The 18,179-nt window shown below is 59.7% G+C and carries 13 protein-coding genes and 1 tRNA gene; 9 read left to right on the top strand and 5 right to left on the bottom strand.

Annotated elements, in window-relative coordinates; genetic code table 11:
- Positions 1 to 103 precede the first annotated feature (103 nt).
- Genes AC2CGW_RS24200 through AC2CGW_RS24190 form a run of 3 tightly spaced genes read left to right on the top strand, consistent with a single transcriptional unit; the run spans position 104 to position 4,089 of the window.
- Positions 104 to 1,375: a YeaH/YhbH family protein gene (locus AC2CGW_RS24200; protein ID WP_054892216.1), complete on the top strand. Its 1,272-nt coding sequence runs from the start codon at positions 104 to 106 to the stop codon at positions 1,373 to 1,375.
- Positions 1,372 to 2,940: a SpoVR family protein gene (locus AC2CGW_RS24195; RefSeq protein ID WP_484574726.1), complete on the top strand. Its 1,569-nt coding sequence runs from the start codon at positions 1,372 to 1,374 to the stop codon at positions 2,938 to 2,940. Before AC2CGW_RS24200 ends, AC2CGW_RS24195 begins: the two co-directional genes overlap by 4 nt.
- Positions 2,941 to 2,991: 51 nt before the next feature.
- Positions 2,992 to 4,089, top strand: a complete 1,098-nt coding sequence (locus AC2CGW_RS24190; protein ID WP_186667545.1) for a tRNA nucleotidyltransferase/poly(A) polymerase-related protein — start codon at positions 2,992 to 2,994, stop codon at positions 4,087 to 4,089.
- Positions 4,090 to 4,136: 47 nt separating this feature from the next.
- Here AC2CGW_RS24190 and folK read toward each other — a convergent pair whose 3' ends face one another.
- The gene (folK, locus tag AC2CGW_RS24185; protein ID WP_186667544.1) at positions 4,137 to 4,646 is read right to left on the bottom strand and encodes a 2-amino-4-hydroxy-6-hydroxymethyldihydropteridine diphosphokinase; all 510 of its coding nucleotides are present in this window, start codon (positions 4,644 to 4,646) and stop codon (positions 4,137 to 4,139) included.
- Complete coding sequence (gene folB, locus AC2CGW_RS24180; RefSeq protein ID WP_484574725.1) at positions 4,637 to 4,993, bottom strand: dihydroneopterin aldolase; 357 nt, start codon at positions 4,991 to 4,993, stop codon at positions 4,637 to 4,639. Before folB ends, folK begins: the two co-directional genes overlap by 10 nt.
- A gap of 74 nt (positions 4,994 to 5,067) precedes the next feature.
- On the opposite strand from folB, the gene plsY reads away from it, so the two are divergent.
- Positions 5,068 to 5,637, top strand: coding sequence for a glycerol-3-phosphate 1-O-acyltransferase PlsY (gene plsY, locus AC2CGW_RS24175; RefSeq protein WP_186667542.1), 570 nt, complete (start codon positions 5,068 to 5,070; stop codon positions 5,635 to 5,637).
- Between the two features lie 24 nt (positions 5,638 to 5,661).
- On the opposite strand, the gene tsaD is transcribed toward plsY, so the two are convergent.
- A complete protein-coding gene (gene tsaD / locus AC2CGW_RS24170) occupies positions 5,662 to 6,687 on the bottom strand; it encodes a tRNA (adenosine(37)-N6)-threonylcarbamoyltransferase complex transferase subunit TsaD (RefSeq protein ID WP_186709539.1) in 1,026 nt (341 codons plus the stop codon).
- A 204-nt stretch (positions 6,688 to 6,891) separates the two neighbouring features.
- Between tsaD and rpsU the strand changes: the two genes are divergently transcribed.
- The 5 genes from rpsU (at position 6,892) to AC2CGW_RS24145 (ending at position 15,208) form a co-directional block, all read left to right on the top strand.
- A complete protein-coding gene (gene rpsU / locus AC2CGW_RS24165; RefSeq protein WP_003255575.1) occupies positions 6,892 to 7,107 on the top strand; it encodes a 30S ribosomal protein S21 in 216 nt (71 codons plus the stop codon).
- A 230-nt stretch (positions 7,108 to 7,337) separates the two neighbouring features.
- The gene (gene dnaG, locus AC2CGW_RS24160; protein ID WP_186709537.1) at positions 7,338 to 9,320 is read left to right on the top strand and encodes a DNA primase; all 1,983 of its coding nucleotides are present in this window, start codon (positions 7,338 to 7,340) and stop codon (positions 9,318 to 9,320) included.
- A gap of 67 nt (positions 9,321 to 9,387) precedes the next feature.
- Positions 9,388 to 11,241, top strand: a complete 1,854-nt coding sequence (gene rpoD / locus AC2CGW_RS24155; protein ID WP_054892208.1) for an RNA polymerase sigma factor RpoD — start codon at positions 9,388 to 9,390, stop codon at positions 11,239 to 11,241.
- A 131-nt stretch (positions 11,242 to 11,372) separates the two neighbouring features.
- On the top strand, positions 11,373 to 15,116 hold the full coding sequence (locus AC2CGW_RS24150; protein WP_484574724.1) for an EAL domain-containing protein: 3,744 nt from the start codon (positions 11,373 to 11,375) through the stop codon (positions 15,114 to 15,116).
- 15 nt (positions 15,117 to 15,131) lie between these two features.
- Positions 15,132 to 15,208 (top strand) — tRNA-Ile (locus tag AC2CGW_RS24145).
- A gap of 90 nt (positions 15,209 to 15,298) precedes the next feature.
- Here AC2CGW_RS24145 and gapS1 read toward each other — a convergent pair.
- Positions 15,299 to 16,897, bottom strand: coding sequence for a GapS1 family protein (gene gapS1, locus AC2CGW_RS24140; RefSeq protein ID WP_484574723.1), 1,599 nt, complete (start codon positions 16,895 to 16,897; stop codon positions 15,299 to 15,301).
- Entirely contained in the window at positions 16,887 to 17,933 is a 1,047-nt protein-coding gene (locus AC2CGW_RS24135; RefSeq protein WP_484574722.1) for a phage integrase, read from the bottom strand. Before AC2CGW_RS24135 ends, gapS1 begins: the two co-directional genes overlap by 11 nt.
- Between the last annotated feature and the right edge of the window lie 246 nt (positions 17,934 to 18,179).

The raw sequence follows: 18,179 nt of genomic DNA, 5'->3' as shown, positions 1-18,179 counted from the left end.
CAAGCTGCATGGCGCGACCGTCAGGTCTGCGCCTCGGCTTGCGGTGCTAGTGGCTGTTTTGTCTCGCAGCTTGACGCTTGCAGCTGCTCTTAGCGGAGGCACCATGAGCTACGTAATCGACCGACGCCTGAACGGCAAGAACAAGAGCACGGTCAACCGCCAGCGTTTTTTGCGCCGGTACCGTGAGCACATCAAGAAGGCCGTCGAAGAGGCGGTGAGCCGCCGCTCCATCATGGACATGGAGCATGGTGAGCAGATCAGCATCCCCGGACGCGATATCGACGAACCGGTGCTGCACCACGGCCGTGGCGGCAAGCAGACCATCGTTCATCCGGGCAACAAGGAATTCACAGCAGGCGAACATATCGCTCGTCCGCAAGGCGGTGGTGGCGGTGGCGGGCGCGGCAAGGCCGGTAATTCCGGCGAGGGCATGGACGAATTCGTCTTCCAGATCACCCAGGAAGAGTTCCTCGAATTCATGTTCGAAGACCTGGAGCTGCCCAACCTGGTCAAGCGTCACCTGACCGGCGCCGACACCTTCAAGACCGTACGCGCGGGTATCGCCAACGAGGGCAACCCGTCACGCATCAACATCGTGCGCACACTGCGCTCGGCCCATGCCCGACGCATCGCCCTGACCGGCAGCAGCCGCGGCCTGCTGCGCGCAGCGCAAAAGGAACTGGAGCGGCTGAAAGTCGAGGAACCCGACAATTTCACCGACATCCAGGAGGTCGAGGCCGAGATCGTACGCCTCAAGGCGCGCATCAACCGCCTGCCCTTCCTCGACACCTTCGACCTGAAATACAACCTGCTGGTCAAGCAGCCCAACCCCAGTTCCAAGGCAGTGATGTTCTGCCTGATGGACGTCTCCGGCTCCATGACCCAGGCCACCAAGGATATCGCCAAGCGGTTCTTCATCCTCCTGTACCTGTTCCTCAAGCGCAACTACGAACGCATCGAGGTGGTGTTCATACGCCATCACACCAGCGCCCGCGAAGTGGATGAAGAAGAGTTCTTCTATTCGCGCGAGACCGGCGGCACCATCGTCTCCAGCGCCCTGAAGATGATGCAGGAGATCATGGCCGAGCGTTATCCGGCCAGCGACTGGAACATCTATGCCGCCCAGGCGTCGGATGGCGACAACTGGAACGACGACTCCCCCATCTGCCGCGATATCCTGACCAAGCAGATCATGCCGCACGTGCAGTACTACACTTATGTCGAGATCACCCCCCGTGAGCATCAGGCACTGTGGTACGAGTACGAACGTATCGGCGAAGCGTTTCCCGACACCTTCGCCCAGCAACAGTTGGTCTCGGCCGGTGACATCTACCCGGTCTTCCGTGAACTCTTCCAGCGCAGGTTAGCCACATGACCGCCAGAGCACAGAGACGCCAACCCATTTCCACCGGCTCGGAATGGACCTTCGAGCTGATCCAGACCTACGACCGGGAAATCAGCCGCCTGGCCGCGCGCTATGCGCTGGATACCTATCCCAACCAGATCGAGGTGATCACTGCCGAACAGATGATGGACGCCTACGCCTCGGTGGGCATGCCGTTGGGGTATCACCACTGGTCCTACGGCAAACAATTCCTCAGCACCGAAAAGTCCTACAGCCGTGGACAGATGGGCCTGGCCTACGAAATCGTCATCAACTCCGACCCCTGCATCGCCTACCTGATGGAAGAAAACACCATCTGCATGCAGGCGCTGGTGATCGCCCACGCCTGCTACGGGCACAACAGCTTCTTCAAGGGCAACTACCTGTTCCGCACCTGGACCGACGCCAGCTCGATCATCGACTACCTGGTGTTTGCCAAGCAGTACATCGCCCAGTGCGAGGAACGCCACGGCATCGATGCCGTGGAAGACCTCATCGACTCGTGCCATGCCCTGATGAACTACGGCGTCGACCGCTACAAGCGGCCCTACCCCATCTCCGCCGAGGAAGAACGCCGGCGCCAGAAGGAGCGCGAGGAACACCTGCAGCGGCAGATCAACGACCTGTGGCGCACCATCCCCAAGGGCACGGAAAAGGGCAGCGACAGGGACGACGCGCGTTTCCCCGCCGAACCCCAGGAAAACATCCTGTACTTCATCGAGAAACACGCGCCATTGCTCGAGCCCTGGCAGCGTGAGGTCGTGAGGATCGTGCGCAAGATCGCACAGTACTTCTACCCGCAGCGCCAGACCCAGGTGATGAACGAAGGCTGGGCGACCTTCTGGCACTACACACTGATGAACGACCTGTACGACGAAGGCCTGGTCACTGACGGTTTCATGATGGAGTTCCTGCAGTCGCACACCAGCGTGGTGTTCCAGCCCGGCTTCGACAGCCCCTACTACAGCGGCATCAACCCCTATGCCCTGGGCTTTGCCATGTACAAGGACATTCGCCGCATGTGCGAGCACCCGACGGAAGAAGATCGTCGCTGGTTCCCGGAAATCGCCGGCAGCGATTGGTTGTCGACCATCAAGTTCGCCATGAGCAGCTTCAAGGACGAGAGCTTCATCCTTCAGTACCTCTCCCCCAAGGTGATCCGCGACCTCAAGCTGTTCAGCATCCTCGACGACGACCAACGCGACGACCTGCTGGTGCCAGCGATTCACGACGAGGCAGGCTATCGCACCATCCGCGAACAACTGGCGGCGCAGTACAACCTGGGCAACCGCGAGCCCAACGTGCAGATCTGGAGCATCGATCGCCGTGGCGACCGCTCGCTCACCCTGCGCCACCAGCAGCACAACCGCAAACCGCTGGGCGACTCCACCGAGGAAGTGCTCAAGCACCTGCACCGCCTGTGGGGCTTCGACATCCACCTGGAAACCGTACAGGGCGATCAGGTGATGAAGACCCACCACATGCCGCCCCGCGGCGAGCATGGAGAGCCAGGCGACTACGGCCGCATGGACCTCGCCGTCATCCACCACCTCTGAGACCTCGTGACTGCCGACAAGGTATGCTGTCGGCAGTCACGGAGGTTGTACATGCACATCTATAAAGTTGGCGGCGCGGTTCGCGACCGTCTGCTCGGGCGCCCGGTCAGCGATATCGACTGGCTGGTGGTCGGCGCTACGGTCGAAGAGATGCAGGCTCAGGGCTTTCGCCCGGTAGGCGCGGATTTCCCCGTCTTCATCCACCCGAAAACCGGCGAGGAATACGCCCTGGCGCGCACCGAGCGCAAGAGCGGTCGCGGCTATGGCGGATTCACCTTTCACGCCAGCCCCGAAGTCACACTCGAGGAAGATCTGATACGCCGCGACCTGACCATCAATGCGATGGCCGAGGATGACCAAGGCAACCTGTACGACCCCTACCATGGCAAAGTTGATCTGGATAAGCGCATTCTTCGCCATGTTTCCCCGGCGTTTGCCGAAGATCCTCTGCGCGTACTGCGCGTTGCCCGCTTTGCCGCCCGCTATGCGCCGCTCGGTTTTCAGGTTGCCGACGACACCCTCGAGCTCATGCGCCAGATCACCGAGTCAGGTGAGCTGCAGGCATTGACGGCCGAACGCAGCTGGAAGGAGATCGAACGGGCGTTACTGGAAAGCGAGCCGCAGGTGTTTATCCAGGTGCTGCGTGAATGTGGCGCCCTGAAGGAGCTCATGCCCGAACTGGAGCATAACGCGGGCACGTTGGCGGCGCTGCGCCAGGCAGCCCAACATCAGCAGCCTTTGGCCGTGCGCTGGGCATGCCTGTTGCGGGGCCTGGAAACGGCGCAGATCAAGGCGCTGAACCAACGCTTCAAGGCGCCGCGGGAATGCCAGGAACTGGCCGTGCTGGTAGGGGAATTTGCCAGGCAGGCTGACGACGCCTTGCAGCTAACGCCTGTGGAGCTACTGGAGATGTTGCAGAAGTTCGACGTTTATCGAAGGCCACAGCGGTTCGAGGACTTCATCGCTGCCTGTGCGATGTCGCAGGGTGATACGGATTATCCACAGGCCGATTATCTGCGCGGGGCTGCGGCAGCAGCGCGGTCGGTGGATGTGAAGCCGCTGGTGGAGGCGGGGCTCACCGGCCAGGGCCTGGGGGAGGCACTCAAAGGCCAACGCCTGAAAGCGCTCGTGGCTTACCGAGCCAGCTGACTCGACCGGCCTTCTCGCGGGTTTGCCCGCGAAGAGGTCGGCAAGGCTTACGCAGGCGTCAGTTGCAACCCACGCCACTCGAAGTCGATCGGCGCCAACACCTGATCGATCTGCGCTTCCTGCCACAACTGCGCCATGCTTTTCCCCGCCCCCGGATGCACCAGCTCCGGCGCCAGCAACGACAGCGGCCACAGCACGAACGCATTCTTCAGGATCTCGGCCCGAGGCAACACCAGCCCATCGAACGTGCCGTGCAGATCGTCATACATCAATACGTCTATATCCAGCGGCAAGCCCTTGCGCCCCGGGGCATAGCGCCCGTTGTCCGCCTCGATGAACTTGAGTCGGCGATCCAGCTCCATCAGGGGCAGGTCGGTCTTGCCCGTGACCACGAAGTTGATGAACGGCCCGCTCTTGATCCCCACCGCCTGGCTCTCGAACGCCGGCGAACAGCGCATGTCACCGAGAAAGAGCGCCAGCGCATCGAGCCCGGCGCACAGATGCCGGTAGCGGTCGATATTGCTGCCCAGCCCCAGGTAAACCGTGCTCAGAGACATCCGCGCTCGATCTCCACGCCCACGCCACCCCGAGCCGCAGGTACGGCACCGGGCTTGGTCAGTTTCAACCGCATCCACGGAATCTCGAACTCTTCCATCAAGGTCGCCGCCAGGCGCTCGGCAAAGGTTTCCACCAGCTCGAAGCGCGACTGCTCGGCAAAGGCCTGGATACGTGCCGAGACACTGGCGTAGTCCAACGCCAGGCTGAGGTCGTCACCGGCCGCCGCCGGGCGGTTGTCCCAGGCAAAACTCAGGTCCAGGCGCAGGCACTGGCGAATATCCCGCTCCCAGTCATAGGCACCGATGACGGTATCGACTTCCAGTCCCTCGATGAACACTCTGTCCAAGCACTTCTCTCCACAGCACGACAAGGGCGACTGGCGCCGTTAGAATCAGGGCGTCCCCGCCCGGAATAGTTAGCATGTTTTGGTTATTGGCGCTGCTCGCCTACCTGCTCGGCTCGCTGTCCTTCGCCATTGTCCTGAGCCGCCTCAGTGGCAACCCCGACCCGCGCTCCAGCGGCTCGGGCAACGCCGGCGCGACCAACATGCTGCGCCTGGCAGGCCGCAAGCTGGCCATCCTCACCTTGCTCGGCGACCTGTGCAAGGGTTTGCTGCCCGTGCTGCTGGCGAGCCTTGCCGGCCTGAGCCTGCAGGCCCAGGCCTGGATAGGCCTGTGCGCCGTGATCGGCCACCTGTTTCCGCTGTACTTCCGCTTCCAGGGCGGCAAGGGCGTCGCCACTGCGGCGGGCATGCTCATGGGCCTGTACTTCCCCGCCGCGCTGCTGGCGATCGGCGCCTGGCTGCTGACCTTCTACCTCACCCGCACCAGCTCGCTGGCGGCCTTGATCGCCACGCCGCTGACCCTGCCGCTGCTGGCCTGGCGCGAACCGGCCGCGCTGCTGCCAATGACGGTGCTGACAGTACTTATAGTCTGGCGACACCGTAGCAACCTGCGCGACCTGTTTGCCGGCCGCGAACGACATTTCTGAATCACTCGCGGGAAAAACTCGGCCTCACAGCGGCGGCAACTGCTCCATGGGCCAACGCGCCTGCACACTGATCGCCAGATCCTGCTGCTGCCCGGCCAACAGGCGCTGGCAGCCGGCGTAGGCAATCATCGCGCCGTTGTCGGTGCAGAACTTCGGACGCGCGTAATACACATTGCCCTTGATGCTCGCGAGCATGTCCTCGAGCGATGCCCGCAGCGCCTTGTTGGCGCTCACGCCACCGGCGATGACCAGGCGCTTGAGGCCAGTCTGCTTGAGGGCACGCTTGCACTTGATGGTCAGAGTCTCCACCACCGCCTGCTGGAATGCCAGCGACAGGTCGCAACGGGTTTGCTCGCTGTCGTCACCGGCATTGCGGCACTGCTGCCAGGTGTTCAGGGCGAAGGTCTTGAGGCCACTGAAGCTGAACTCAAGCCCCGGGCGATCGGTCATCGGCCGCGGGAATACGAAGCGTCCGGGCGTACCTTGCTCGGCCAGGCGAGCGATCTCGGGGCCGCCGGGATAATTCAGACCGATCAGCTTGGCCGTCTTGTCGAAGGCCTCGCCTGCCGCGTCATCCAGGCTTTCACCCAGAAGCGCGTACTGGCCGATGCCATCGACCTGCACCAACTGCGTGTGACCACCGGATACCAGCAAGGCGACGAACGGGAACTGCGGCGGCTGCTCTTCGAGCATCGGCGCCAGCAGGTGGCCTTCCATATGGTGAACGCCAATTGCCGGAATGTCCCAGGCGAACGCCAGCGCCTGTGCACAGGAGGCGCCAACCAGCAGCGCACCGACCAGCCCGGGGCCTGCGGTGTAGGCAATGGCATCGATGTCGGCGGCGATGCAGCCGGCTTCATCCAGCACTTCGCGAATCAACGGCAGCATGCGCTTGACGTGATCGCGCGAGGCGAGCTCGGGCACCACGCCGCCGTAGACGCGGTGCAGGTCGATCTGGCTGAACAGCGCATCGGCCAGCAGGCCGCGCTCACTGTCGTATAATGCGACGCCAGTTTCGTCGCAGGATGTTTCCAATCCCAGTACTAGCATGGGTCCGTGCCTTGTGGAGGCTGAATTCGAAGCCGCGCATTCTAGTCCCCGTGCAGAGTGCCGACCAGCGGTTTTCGATCAGAGGCTTTGCATTCCGCCACGCTAAGGGTTAACATCCGCAACCCTTGAAAACCGACGTTCTCCAGCACACCTTTGTTTTGCCAGGAGCACGTCTACCCCGGTAATGAATTAAGGTAGCCCTGGATGCCAGCCGTCAAAGTTAAAGAGAACGAACCCTTCGACGTAGCTCTGCGTCGTTTCAAGCGCTCCTGCGAAAAAGCCGGTGTACTGGCTGAAGTTCGTAGCCGCGAGTTTTACGAGAAGCCGACCGCCGAGCGTAAGCGCAAAGCTGCTGCCGCTGTTAAGCGTCACGCCAAGAAAGTTCAGCGCGAACAGCGCCGCGCCGTTCGTCTGTACTAATACAGACGTTCTACGCAAAGCTTCTGCCCAGCCCGGCCTCGTGCCGGGCTAATGGCAGTTGTCGCTTCACCCCCTCGGTCATGTGCCTTGGGCGCCCCGGCAAACGCCCATGGGCAGAATTCATACGCCTCACCAGAATGCCCGATGCGGCAGGTGAAACGCAGACACGCATCTCCCTTGTTGCTCTCTCCAGCGATTAGACTTGCCAGTAGCCAGATAACGAGACTGCCATGGCCGGGCTGATTCCCCAGAGTTTCATCGACGACCTCCTCAACCGCACCGACATTGTCGACGTGGTGAGTTCGCGCATCCAACTGAAGAAGACCGGCAAGAACCACTCGGCCTGCTGCCCGTTCCACAAGGAAAAGACGCCGTCCTTCACCGTCAGCCCCGACAAGCAGTTCTACTACTGCTTCGGCTGTGGCGCCGGGGGCAACGCCCTGGGCTTCATCATGGACCACGACAACCTGGACTTCCCCCAGGCGGTCGAGGAACTGGCCCGCGCCGCAGGCATGGAAGTGCCGCGCGAAGAGGGACGACGCGGACAAAAGCCGCGCCAGCCCACTGATTCGCCGCTGTACCCGCTGCTCGAAGCGGCTGCAGAGTTCTATCGCCAGGCGCTTCGCAACCATCCGACACGCAAGGCAGCGGTCGAGTACCTTAAGGGCCGCGGCCTGTCTGGCGAAATTGCCCGTGATTTCGGCCTGGGTTTCGCCCCGCCGGGCTGGGACAACCTGTTCAAGCACCTTGGCGCCGACACCCTGCAACAGAAGGTGATGATCGACGCCGGCCTGCTGATCGAGAACGCCGAGACCGGCAAGCGCTACGATCGCTTCCGCGATCGGGTCATGTTCCCGATCCGCGACAGTCGAGGCCGGGTGATCGCCTTCGGCGGGCGCGTGCTGGGCGATGACAAGCCCAAGTACCTGAACTCCCCGGAAACCCCGGTGTTCCACAAGGGCCAGGAACTGTACGGGCTGTTCGAGGCACGCAAGCACAACCGCAACCTCGACGAAATCATCGTGGTCGAGGGCTACATGGATGTGATCGCCCTCGCCCAGCAAGGCCTGCGCAACGCCGTGGCCACCCTTGGCACCGCGACCAGCGAAGAGCACCTCAAGCGATTGTTCCGCGTGGTGCCCAACGTGCTGTTCTGCTTCGACGGCGACCAGGCCGGGCGCAAGGCGGCCTGGCGCGCACTGGAGGCCACCCTGGCGAACCTGCAGGATGGCAGGCGTGCGCGCTTCCTGTTCCTGCCCGAAGGGGAAGATCCGGATACGCTGGTCCGCGCCGAAGGCACCGACGCCTTCCAGGCCCGCATCCATCAGCACGCCCAGCCGCTCGCCGACTATTTCTTCGAGCAACTGGCCAGCGAAGCCGACCCACGCTCGCTGGAAGGCAAGGCGCACATGGCGACCCTGGCTGCACCGTTGATCGAAAAGATTCCGGGCGCCAATCTGCGCCAGTTAATGCGCAATCGCTTGAAGGAAATTACTGGTCTTGATGTGCAACAAATGGAGCAGTTGGCGCAGAATACGCCCGCACCCAGCGTACCGGACTATGATCCAGGCTATGACTACGATGCCATGGCCAGCTACACGCCGGACTTCAGCGAACAGCATTACGACTACGCCCCCACCCAGCAGGAGCAGCGCCCCTGGACACCCAACAAGGGGGGTGGCAAGAAGCCCTGGGATGGCAATGGCAAGCCTTGGGACAAGAACCGCAAGGGCGGCAAGGGCTGGCAGCGCGACGAAGCGCCTCCACGCACACCGGCACCGGTCGAACCCCCGGCGCTCGCGGCCTTGCGCACATTGCTGCACCATCCGCTGCTGGCCGGAAAGGTCGAGGACGCGAGCCATTTCGCCGACGAAGAACATCTTTACAGCCAGTTGCTGGTGGCCCTGATCGAAGCCGTGCAGAAGAATCCTGGGCTAAGCTCCATGCAGCTGATCGCACGCTGGCACGGCACCGAACAGGGGCGTCTGTTGCGGGCGCTGGCAGAGAAGGAATGGCTGATCGATGCCGATAACCTTGAACAACAGTTTTTCGACACCATAACTAGCTTGTCAGCCCGCCAGCGCGAGCGAAGCTTGGAACATCTGCTCAGGAAAGCACGTCAAAGTGAGTTGAGCACCGAGGAAAAATCCCAGTTGCTCGCCCTGCTCAGCAGGAATGTTCCCGCACAAACCCCGACCTCATCTGGCGCGTGAGGTCCATGCTCGGGTATAATCCTCGGCTTGTTTTTTGCCCGCCAAGACCTTCAGTGGATAGGGTGTTATGTCCGGAAAAGCGCAACAGCAATCTCGTATCAAAGAGTTGATCACCCGCGGTCGTGAGCAGGGCTACCTGACTTACGCGGAGGTCAACGACCACCTGCCTGAGGATATTTCAGATCCGGAACAGGTGGAAGACATCATCCGCATGATCAACGACATGGGGATCAACGTATTCGAGAGTGCTCCGGATGCGGATGCCCTGTTGTTGGCGGAAGCCGACACCGACGAAGCCGCAGCCGAAGAAGCCGCCGCAGCGTTGGCGGCCGTTGAAACCGATATCGGCCGCACGACCGACCCGGTACGCATGTACATGCGTGAAATGGGTACCGTCGAGCTCCTGACCCGCGAAGGCGAGATCGAAATCGCCAAGCGCATCGAGGAAGGTATCCGCGAAGTCATGGGCGCCATCGCTCACTTCCCGGGCACCGTCGATCACATTCTCGGCGAGTACGACCGTGTAACGACCGAAGGCGGCCGTCTGTCGGACGTTCTCAGCGGCTACATCGACCCTGACGACAATATCGCCGCGCCTACCGAAGAAGTACCGATCCCAGGCGCCAAGACTGCAGCGGCGAAGGAAGAGTCGGAGGACGAAGAAGAAGGCGACGAAAACAGCGACGACAGCGAGGAAGAGGGCGAAAGCGGCCCCGATCCAGAAGTTGCCCGTCAGCGTTTCGGTGCCGTCTCCGACCAGCTCCAGGCCACCAACAAGGTCCTGAAGAAGCATGGTCGCAGTGGCAAGGAAAGCGTTGCGGCGCTCCAGGCCCTGGCCGATCTGTTCATGCCGATCAAGCTGGTGCCCAAGCAGTTCGACGTGCTCGTCGAGCGTGTCCGCGGTGCCCTTGACCGCCTGCGTCAGCAGGAGCGCGCGATCATGCAACTGTGCGTGCGTGATGCCCGCATGCCGCGTGCCGACTTCCTGCGCCTGTTCCCGAGCAACGAGACCGACCAGACCTGGAGCGGTGACCTCGCCAAGCGCAGCACCAAGTGGGCCGCCGCCCTGGGTGAGAAGGACGCCGCGATCGTCGCCTGCCAGCAGAAGCTGATCGACCTTGAGACCGAGACCGGCCTGACCGTCGCGGAAATCAAAGAGATCAACCGTCGCATGTCGATCGGCGAGGCGAAAGCCCGTCGCGCCAAGAAAGAAATGGTCGAGGCGAACCTGCGTCTGGTGATCTCCATCGCCAAGAAGTACACCAACCGCGGCCTGCAGTTCCTCGACCTGATCCAGGAAGGCAACATCGGCCTGATGAAGGCGGTGGACAAGTTCGAATACCGTCGTGGCTACAAGTTCTCGACCTACGCCACCTGGTGGATCCGCCAGGCGATCACCCGTTCGATCGCCGACCAGGCGCGCACCATCCGGATTCCGGTGCACATGATCGAGACGATCAACAAGCTCAACCGTATTTCCCGACAGATGCTGCAGGAAATGGGTCGCGAACCGACCCCGGAAGAGCTGGGTGAGCGCATGGAAATGCCTGAGGACAAGATCCGCAAGGTATTGAAGATCGCCAAAGAGCCGATCTCCATGGAAACCCCGATCGGCGACGACGAAGATTCGCATCTGGGCGACTTCATCGAGGACTCCACCATGCAGTCCCCGATCGACGTGGCCACGGTCGAAAGCCTCAAGGAAGCCACTCGCGACGTGCTCTCGGGCCTGACCGCACGCGAAGCCAAGGTGCTGCGCATGCGTTTCGGTATCGACATGAACACCGACCACACACTTGAAGAAGTCGGCAAACAGTTCGACGTGACCCGCGAGCGGATCCGTCAGATTGAAGCCAAGGCGTTGCGCAAGCTGCGCCACCCGACGCGAAGCGAGCATCTGCGCTCCTTCCTCGACGAGTGATGACGAACCCCGGCCCAGGCCGGGGTTTTTCATGGGCGACAAAAAGCAGCAGGCAATCTGCCGCATTCACCGGCACTCTTCACCCGCGTCCGTCTACACTCGAATCAGCCCCCTGATAGAGAGAGGTCGCCATGCCCTTGATGCCGGCACTTCTGCTGCTGCTCTTGATGATCTGGAACACAGCGGCCGGCGCCCTGCCCCTGACGGACGAAGAACAAGCCTGGCTCAACGCCCATCCGCAGCTGCGCCTGGGCGTGGATGCGTCTTGGCCGCCATTCGAATTTCGCGACCAGGAAGGTCGCTATCAGGGATTGGCCGCCGACTACATTGCCCTGATCCAGCAACGCCTGGGCGTCACGCTGCAGCCGATCGAGCCCAGCAATTGGTCGCAAGTACTTGAGCAAGCACGACAGAACCGTATCGACCTGCTTCCAGGCATCATGTCGACGCCCGAACGCCAATCCTACCTGGCCTTCACCCGCCCCTACCTCGATTTCCCCATCGTCATCCTCGCCCACGAGGGCGGCCCTCAGCCACGCACCCTCAAAGACCTGTACGGCCTGAAAATCGCGGTCGTGGAAAACTACGCTCCCCATGAGTTGCTGCGTACCCACCACCCGGATCTCAATCTGGTGGCCTTGCCCAATGTGAGTTCAGCCCTGCAGGCGTTGGCTACCGACGAAGTGGATGCGGTGGTTGGCGACCTTGCATCGAGCATCTGGAGCCTACGCCAGCTCAAGCTCGATGGCCTGTACGTCAGTGGCGAGACGCCCTACCGCTATCAGTTGGCCATGGCCGCCCCACGAGAACAGAAAATCCTCATCGGCATTCTCGACAAAGTCATGGCCGACCTGAGCAGTACCGAAATCAGTGACATTCAGGAGCGCTGGGTTGGCAACGTCGTCGATCAACGGAGCTTATGGCGCGACCTAGTGATTTATGGCCTGCCGACATTGGCCGTTGTGCTGCTGATCCTCGCCGCCATGCTGCGCATCAATCGCCGCCTCAGCTCGGAGATTTCGCGGCGGATCGCCTTGGAGCAAGAGCTACGCAGCAGCGAATACCACTACCGCAGCCTGATCGAGAGCCTTTCGGCCATCGCCTGGGAGGCCGACGCCAACGACTTCACCTACAGCTACGTCTCCCCGCACGCCGAGGGCCTGCTCGGCTATCCGCTGCGGGAATGGCTCAAACCCGGCTTCTGGCGCGGCATCCTGCACCCCGAAGACGCCCTCTGGGCCCAGGCCTACTGCGATGCCGAAACCGCCGCCGGGCGCGACCACAGCCTCGACTATCGCGTAATACGTGCCGACGGGCACATCCTCTGGGTACGCAATATCGTCAGCATGATCGAGCAAGGCCACAAGCCGCTGATGCGCGGCCTGATGATCGACATCAGCGAAACCAAACGTACCGAGGATGCCCTGCGCCTATCCGAACAGAAGTTCGCCTCGGTCTTTGAGCAATGCCCCGACATCCTGCTCATCGCCCGCCACAGCGACGGCTGCCTGCTGGAGGTCAACAAAGCATTCGAAGAGCAGATCGGCCTGAGCCCAGCCCAGGTCATAGGCCGCACCGCCACAGAACTGGACCTGTGGGGCGTTGCGGGCTCCGGCCCGACGATCCTTGAGCGCATGCAACTGGGCGGCATCCGCAATCTGGAAATGAGCTTCCGGCGCAGCAACGGCGAGTTATTCACAGGCCTCACCTCCGCTGAAAGCTTCGACCTGGACGGCACACCGGCGCTGGTGGTTGCCGTGCGCGACATCAGCCAGCTCAAGGAAACCCAGCAACAGTTGCAGACTTCCGAAGAGAAGTTCGCCAAGGCCTTCCACGCATCGCCCGACGGCTTGCTGCTGTCGCGCCAGAGCGATGGCCTGCTGCTGGAAGCCAACGAAGGTTTCTGCCGGCTGACCGGCTACGACATCAACCCGAATCTTGGCCACAACAGCCTCGACCTGGGCATCTGGGCCGACCTCAACGAACGTGATCGGCTGATCGAACTGCTCAAGCGCGATGGTTTTGCGCGCGATTTCAGTTGCCATATCCGCCGTAGCGACGGCCAGATCCGCCTGTGTGAAATGTCCGCTCGGCCACTGCCGATCGGCGGCATCGACTGCATGCTGACCATCACCCGCGACATCACCGAGCGCCACATGATGCAGGAAAAACTGCAACTGGCCGCCACGGTCTTCGAGAACACCGCCGAGGGTGTGCTGATCACCGATACCGAACAGCGCATCAGCGCGGTCAACCGCGCCTTCAGCGAGATCACCGGCTACAGCGAGCTCGAAGCCCTTGGCCAGACCCCGCGTCTGCTCGCCTCCGGTCAACATGACAGCGCCTTCTACGTCGCCATGTGGCATCAGCTCACCGCCGAAGGCCATTGGCAGGGCGAGATCTGCAACCGACGCAAGAACGGCGAGTTCTACCCTAGTTGGCTGACCATCAGCGCCGTACGCAACAGTGAGCACGAGACCACCCATTTCGTCGCCGTGTTCGCCGACATCTCCAGCCTCAAGCACGCCCAGGCCAAGCTCGACTACCAGGCGCACCACGACCCGCTCACCGGCCTGCCCAACCGCACCCTGTTCGAGAGCCGCCTGCAGGCTGCCCTCACCTGCGCCCAGGCCTCCAGCCGCCAGGGCGCCGTGCTGTTCCTCGACCTCGACCGCTTCAAGCACATCAACGACAGCCTCGGCCACCCGGTCGGCGACCTGTTGCTCAAAGGCATCGCGCAACGCCTGAAAGAACAGGTTCGCGATGTCGACACCGTCGCCCGCCTGGGCGGCGACGAATTCATCATCCTGCTGCCCGGCCTGCATCGCCCAAGCGACGCCAGCGCCATCGCCAACAAGCTACTGGCGTGTTTCCACGCCCCGGTTCAGGCCGGCGAGCACGAGTTTTTCACCAGTGCCAGCATCGGTATCAGCCTGTACCCGCAGGACGGCACCGACGTCGCCACACTGATCCGCAACGCCGACGCCGCGATGTACCGCTCCAAGGCCAAGGGCCGCAACCGCGTCGAAAGCTACACCCTCGACCTCACTGCCCAGGCCAGCGAGCGTATTTTCCTCGAGCATGAGCTGCGCCGCGCCATCGAACGCAACGAACTGAGCCTGTACTACCAACCCAAGTTCAGCCTCAAGACCCAGGGGTTGGTCGGTGCCGAGGCGCTGATCCGCTGGAACCACCCGACCTTCGGCGAGGTGCCGCCGGAGCAGTTCATTCACCTGGCCGAAGAGAACGGCAGCATCCTCCAGCTCGGCGACTGGGTGCTGGAGCAGGCCTGCCAGCAGATGCACACCTGGAAACGCACCTACCAGGCGTTCGGCCCGCTGTCGATCAACCTCGCAGGTGCTCAATTGCGCCAGCCCAGCCTGACCCGGCGGATCGAGCACCTGCTCAAGACCTTCCACCTCAAGGCCGGCGACCTGCAGCTGGAAATCACCGAGAACTTCATCATGAGCCAGGCCGAGGAAGCCCTGGCCATCCTGCACCAGCTCAAGCACCTCGGTGTGCAACTGGCGATCGACGACTTCGGCACCGGCTACTCCTCGCTGAGCTACCTGAAGCGCCTGCCGCTGGACATCCTCAAGATCGACCAGTCGTTCATCCGCGGCCTGCCCGACGACCCCCACGACGCCGCCATCGCCCGCGCCATCATTGCCCTGGGCCGCAGCATGCAGTTGACCATCATCGCCGAAGGCGTGGAGAACCAGGCCCAGCAACGCTTCCTCGCCGCAGAAGGATGCGAACAGATCCAGGGCTACATCGTCAGCCTGCCCCTGCCCGCCGACGAATTCGCCGCCACCTTTCTTCGTATAGCACTGTCGGATCTTTCAGATGGCACCCTTAGCAAACCCTCGTTATAATCCGGCCGACCTCTGGGGCCTATAGCTCAGTTGGTTAGAGCAGAGGACTCATAATCCTTTGGTCCACGGTTCGAGTCCGTGTGGGCCCACCACCTTCAAAGCCGCGCACTGCGCGGCTTTGCCCGTTTTACAGCTCGTACGGTCTAAAGCGGCATTCCTCCAATCGTCCACAAAGCGTCCACTCAATCAGCTTTTGCCTCATCAAACCGAGCATGCAGATACCGAAGCAACCGGTTTCGGACGTCTACCAGTGCGACCGCCTTGCCTTGCCAAATCTTTTTATTGGACTCCACTGTTGCTTCAAACCAAGTTAGCCACGACTTTGCATGCTCAGTGAGCGAGTGAACGCCATAGACCCGCTTTGATAACCTTTCATTCATAGCTTGGCTAGCAGTGAACCTTCTACCTTCTGGTGTTGTGAGGGCTTTAGCACAGTCGTCCACGAGCACACTAAGCTCGACGTCCAGGTGAGCAATTGATGCCAACATACTTTCCCAAGTATTGACATCTAAAAACAAAATTTCAGTCAGAGGTATAGGAAGATATTTATATTCAACTATCAGCCGCTCCGAGAGCCCCGCGTCAATATATCTCTCAAAGTCTGCGGCTGAAGAAATCCAAAAATCCTCGTGAGTCACTACAACAGCTTGGAATTTTTTACCATCATAGCTTTTCACCTTAGATAACCTAAATGCCGTGCTCTGACATTGAACAATTGACTTCAAAAAACTTTCTTCAAGATTCTTTCTGAGAACCTCAGTCTCGAACACCGAGGAAACAATATCACTACGTTCGATCGCCTTGCATTCAACAATAAGATTACTCGCACCTTCGGAAACTAAAAAATCTGCAACCTTACCGCCACGCATGCTTTCGGCACGAAAAATAGCTTTCAGGTCATCCTCGTTTTTAAAAGGAATTCCAACCTCCGAAAGAAATCCACCCACATACAGCTCAAAATCCCTTCCAAAATGTCCTTTGAAATCCCAGCCAGGCAAATTTTTCATAAGACCAGGCATTAACATCCCAATAGCACTCAAGAACAACTCCACATTAAATATGATGACCTCTTCGCCATCCAATATAATGGGCTTCCACTTCAATGGTGTAGGCTGAAAATATTCGCTTTGCTGATTCAATTCAAACTTTAACTTATGCCCAGCAAAAAATGTTGGAAGATCCTCACTTCTCACACCAACCAGAAGCAAGTAATTTGCCAGAGTCACAATATTCACCGCTGGGGTCAACGAGAGTACCATTTGGTACAAATTGACAGAAATCAGCCCCTTTGCCCCTAGCCCAACGATCGCAACAAAATACATACTGATATTATAGAAATCGTTGATACTAATTCCAAATGCCTCAGAGAAGCGCTTCGAGTATTCTTTATTGTCACCAGAAAACAATTTTGACTGCCTTGCCAAACTCTTAATCTGTTCAGGGATGGTTCTTTGATAAAAGAATTGATTAAGAAACATCGACCTCAATTTCAGCTCGAATCCACCAAACTCTATGGGACAGGCAAGGTGCTGCATGCGGAACAGCCTATTCACAAGAATATTAAATTCCTGCCTGGACATTTCCCTACCGGTACTCTTACCTTCTAGCATTCCGAGCTTAAGAAAAAACAATACAATCCAAGGCATTCCGGTCTGAACATTTTCGTCTGACTGAGCCCAATGCATCTGACCTAACACTTGCCGCAAAATCGATTGAGGACTATAAAAGCTCAACTCTTTTTTGATACTTCTTATTTTTCGATCATACTCCTCAACACTCATTGGCCTTCCTCCAATCGATTGGGTTTAGCTTAACAACACCTGCCAGATGCCCGGGACTGAAATGCGCGTACTTTTGAGTCATTGCCAACGACGCGTGACCGAGAACTCTCTGCAAGGTCAGAATATCCCCACCATTTTTTATGTAATGACTGGCAAATGTATGACGAAGAACGTGGGTCAGTTGCCCTTCAGGAAGTTCTAAACCGGTAGCTACCACTACATCGCGAAATTTTGAATAGCTCGGCTTGAAAAGTAAAGCCAAGCTTAATCGGCTCTGTAACCCCTCGCTTATCGGAACAGTTCGATTTTTACTAGATTTCGTCTTACTATAATGAATCAAGCAATTTCTAACTTGTCGTGGCTTCAGACCTTCTGCCTCTCCCCATCTCGCCCCTGTGGATAAACAGACTTCAGCGATGAGGCGAACATCTGCATCATCTTTGCCCAAAGCGTCGAGGAGAGGTTGGATCTGGTCGCTGTCCAAATAAGCCATCTCAGCTTCGTCAAACTTCAATTTGCGCACTCTGGCCAAGGGATTCTCACCTGACCACTCACCAAGCCGTTCCAACTCGTTGAACACTGCACACAGATAGGCTAGCTCATGATTGAGCATATTTGCGCTGACTGGTTTGACTATGCCTTTACTCTTGCTGAATCCACGACCAGGTGTACTTCTAGTGTACTTACCCTCAGTCCGCTCCGCTCTGTACGCCGCGAAGTGATTGGAAGTGAACTTGTGGACCTTGGGATCCCCCATCCGCTCAGCCATAGCGAGCAATAGCCGTTCGCGCTCTAGTCCCGTTTTCAGATTCTGCCCGTGCAATCGATACCACAGCCGCACTAGGTCGCTCAGTCGACGCTCGTCCAACTTCGGCTGTTTCTTAAACTCACCCTTTGACCCGTCTCCCATGATCCGCCGTTCAAGGTGCATGGCCTCGTTCTTAGAGGCCACCTTGCGCCGAATCCGGGGCCCTGAGCGACCTTCTGGCCGGCAATCAATCAGCCACTGTCCATCGTCCAGCTTCTTGATCGTCATGGATCACTCCGGGCTAACTTGATCGAAGCTGGGCGCCGTCTCCCCGGTGGTAAGCCAGAGGGCGTACTTCTTGAATCGGGGATGTTTGTGGCCCTCGCCGGCAACCAGATGGCCATTCGATGGAAGACGCAATCCGCCGCGCTGTAGAGCGCCAATTCCCCGAGATCACCGTAATCGCTCCATGAACCCCACCTAACCAACGATGGGCAGAGCACTCAGCTATGTATTTGAGGTGTGCAATTCCAC

The organism is Pseudomonas sp. SYWMCR5 (assembly GCF_057197165.1).
Note: the sequence above shows the minus strand (reverse complement) of the source record. Positions and strands in the feature narration are given on the sequence as shown.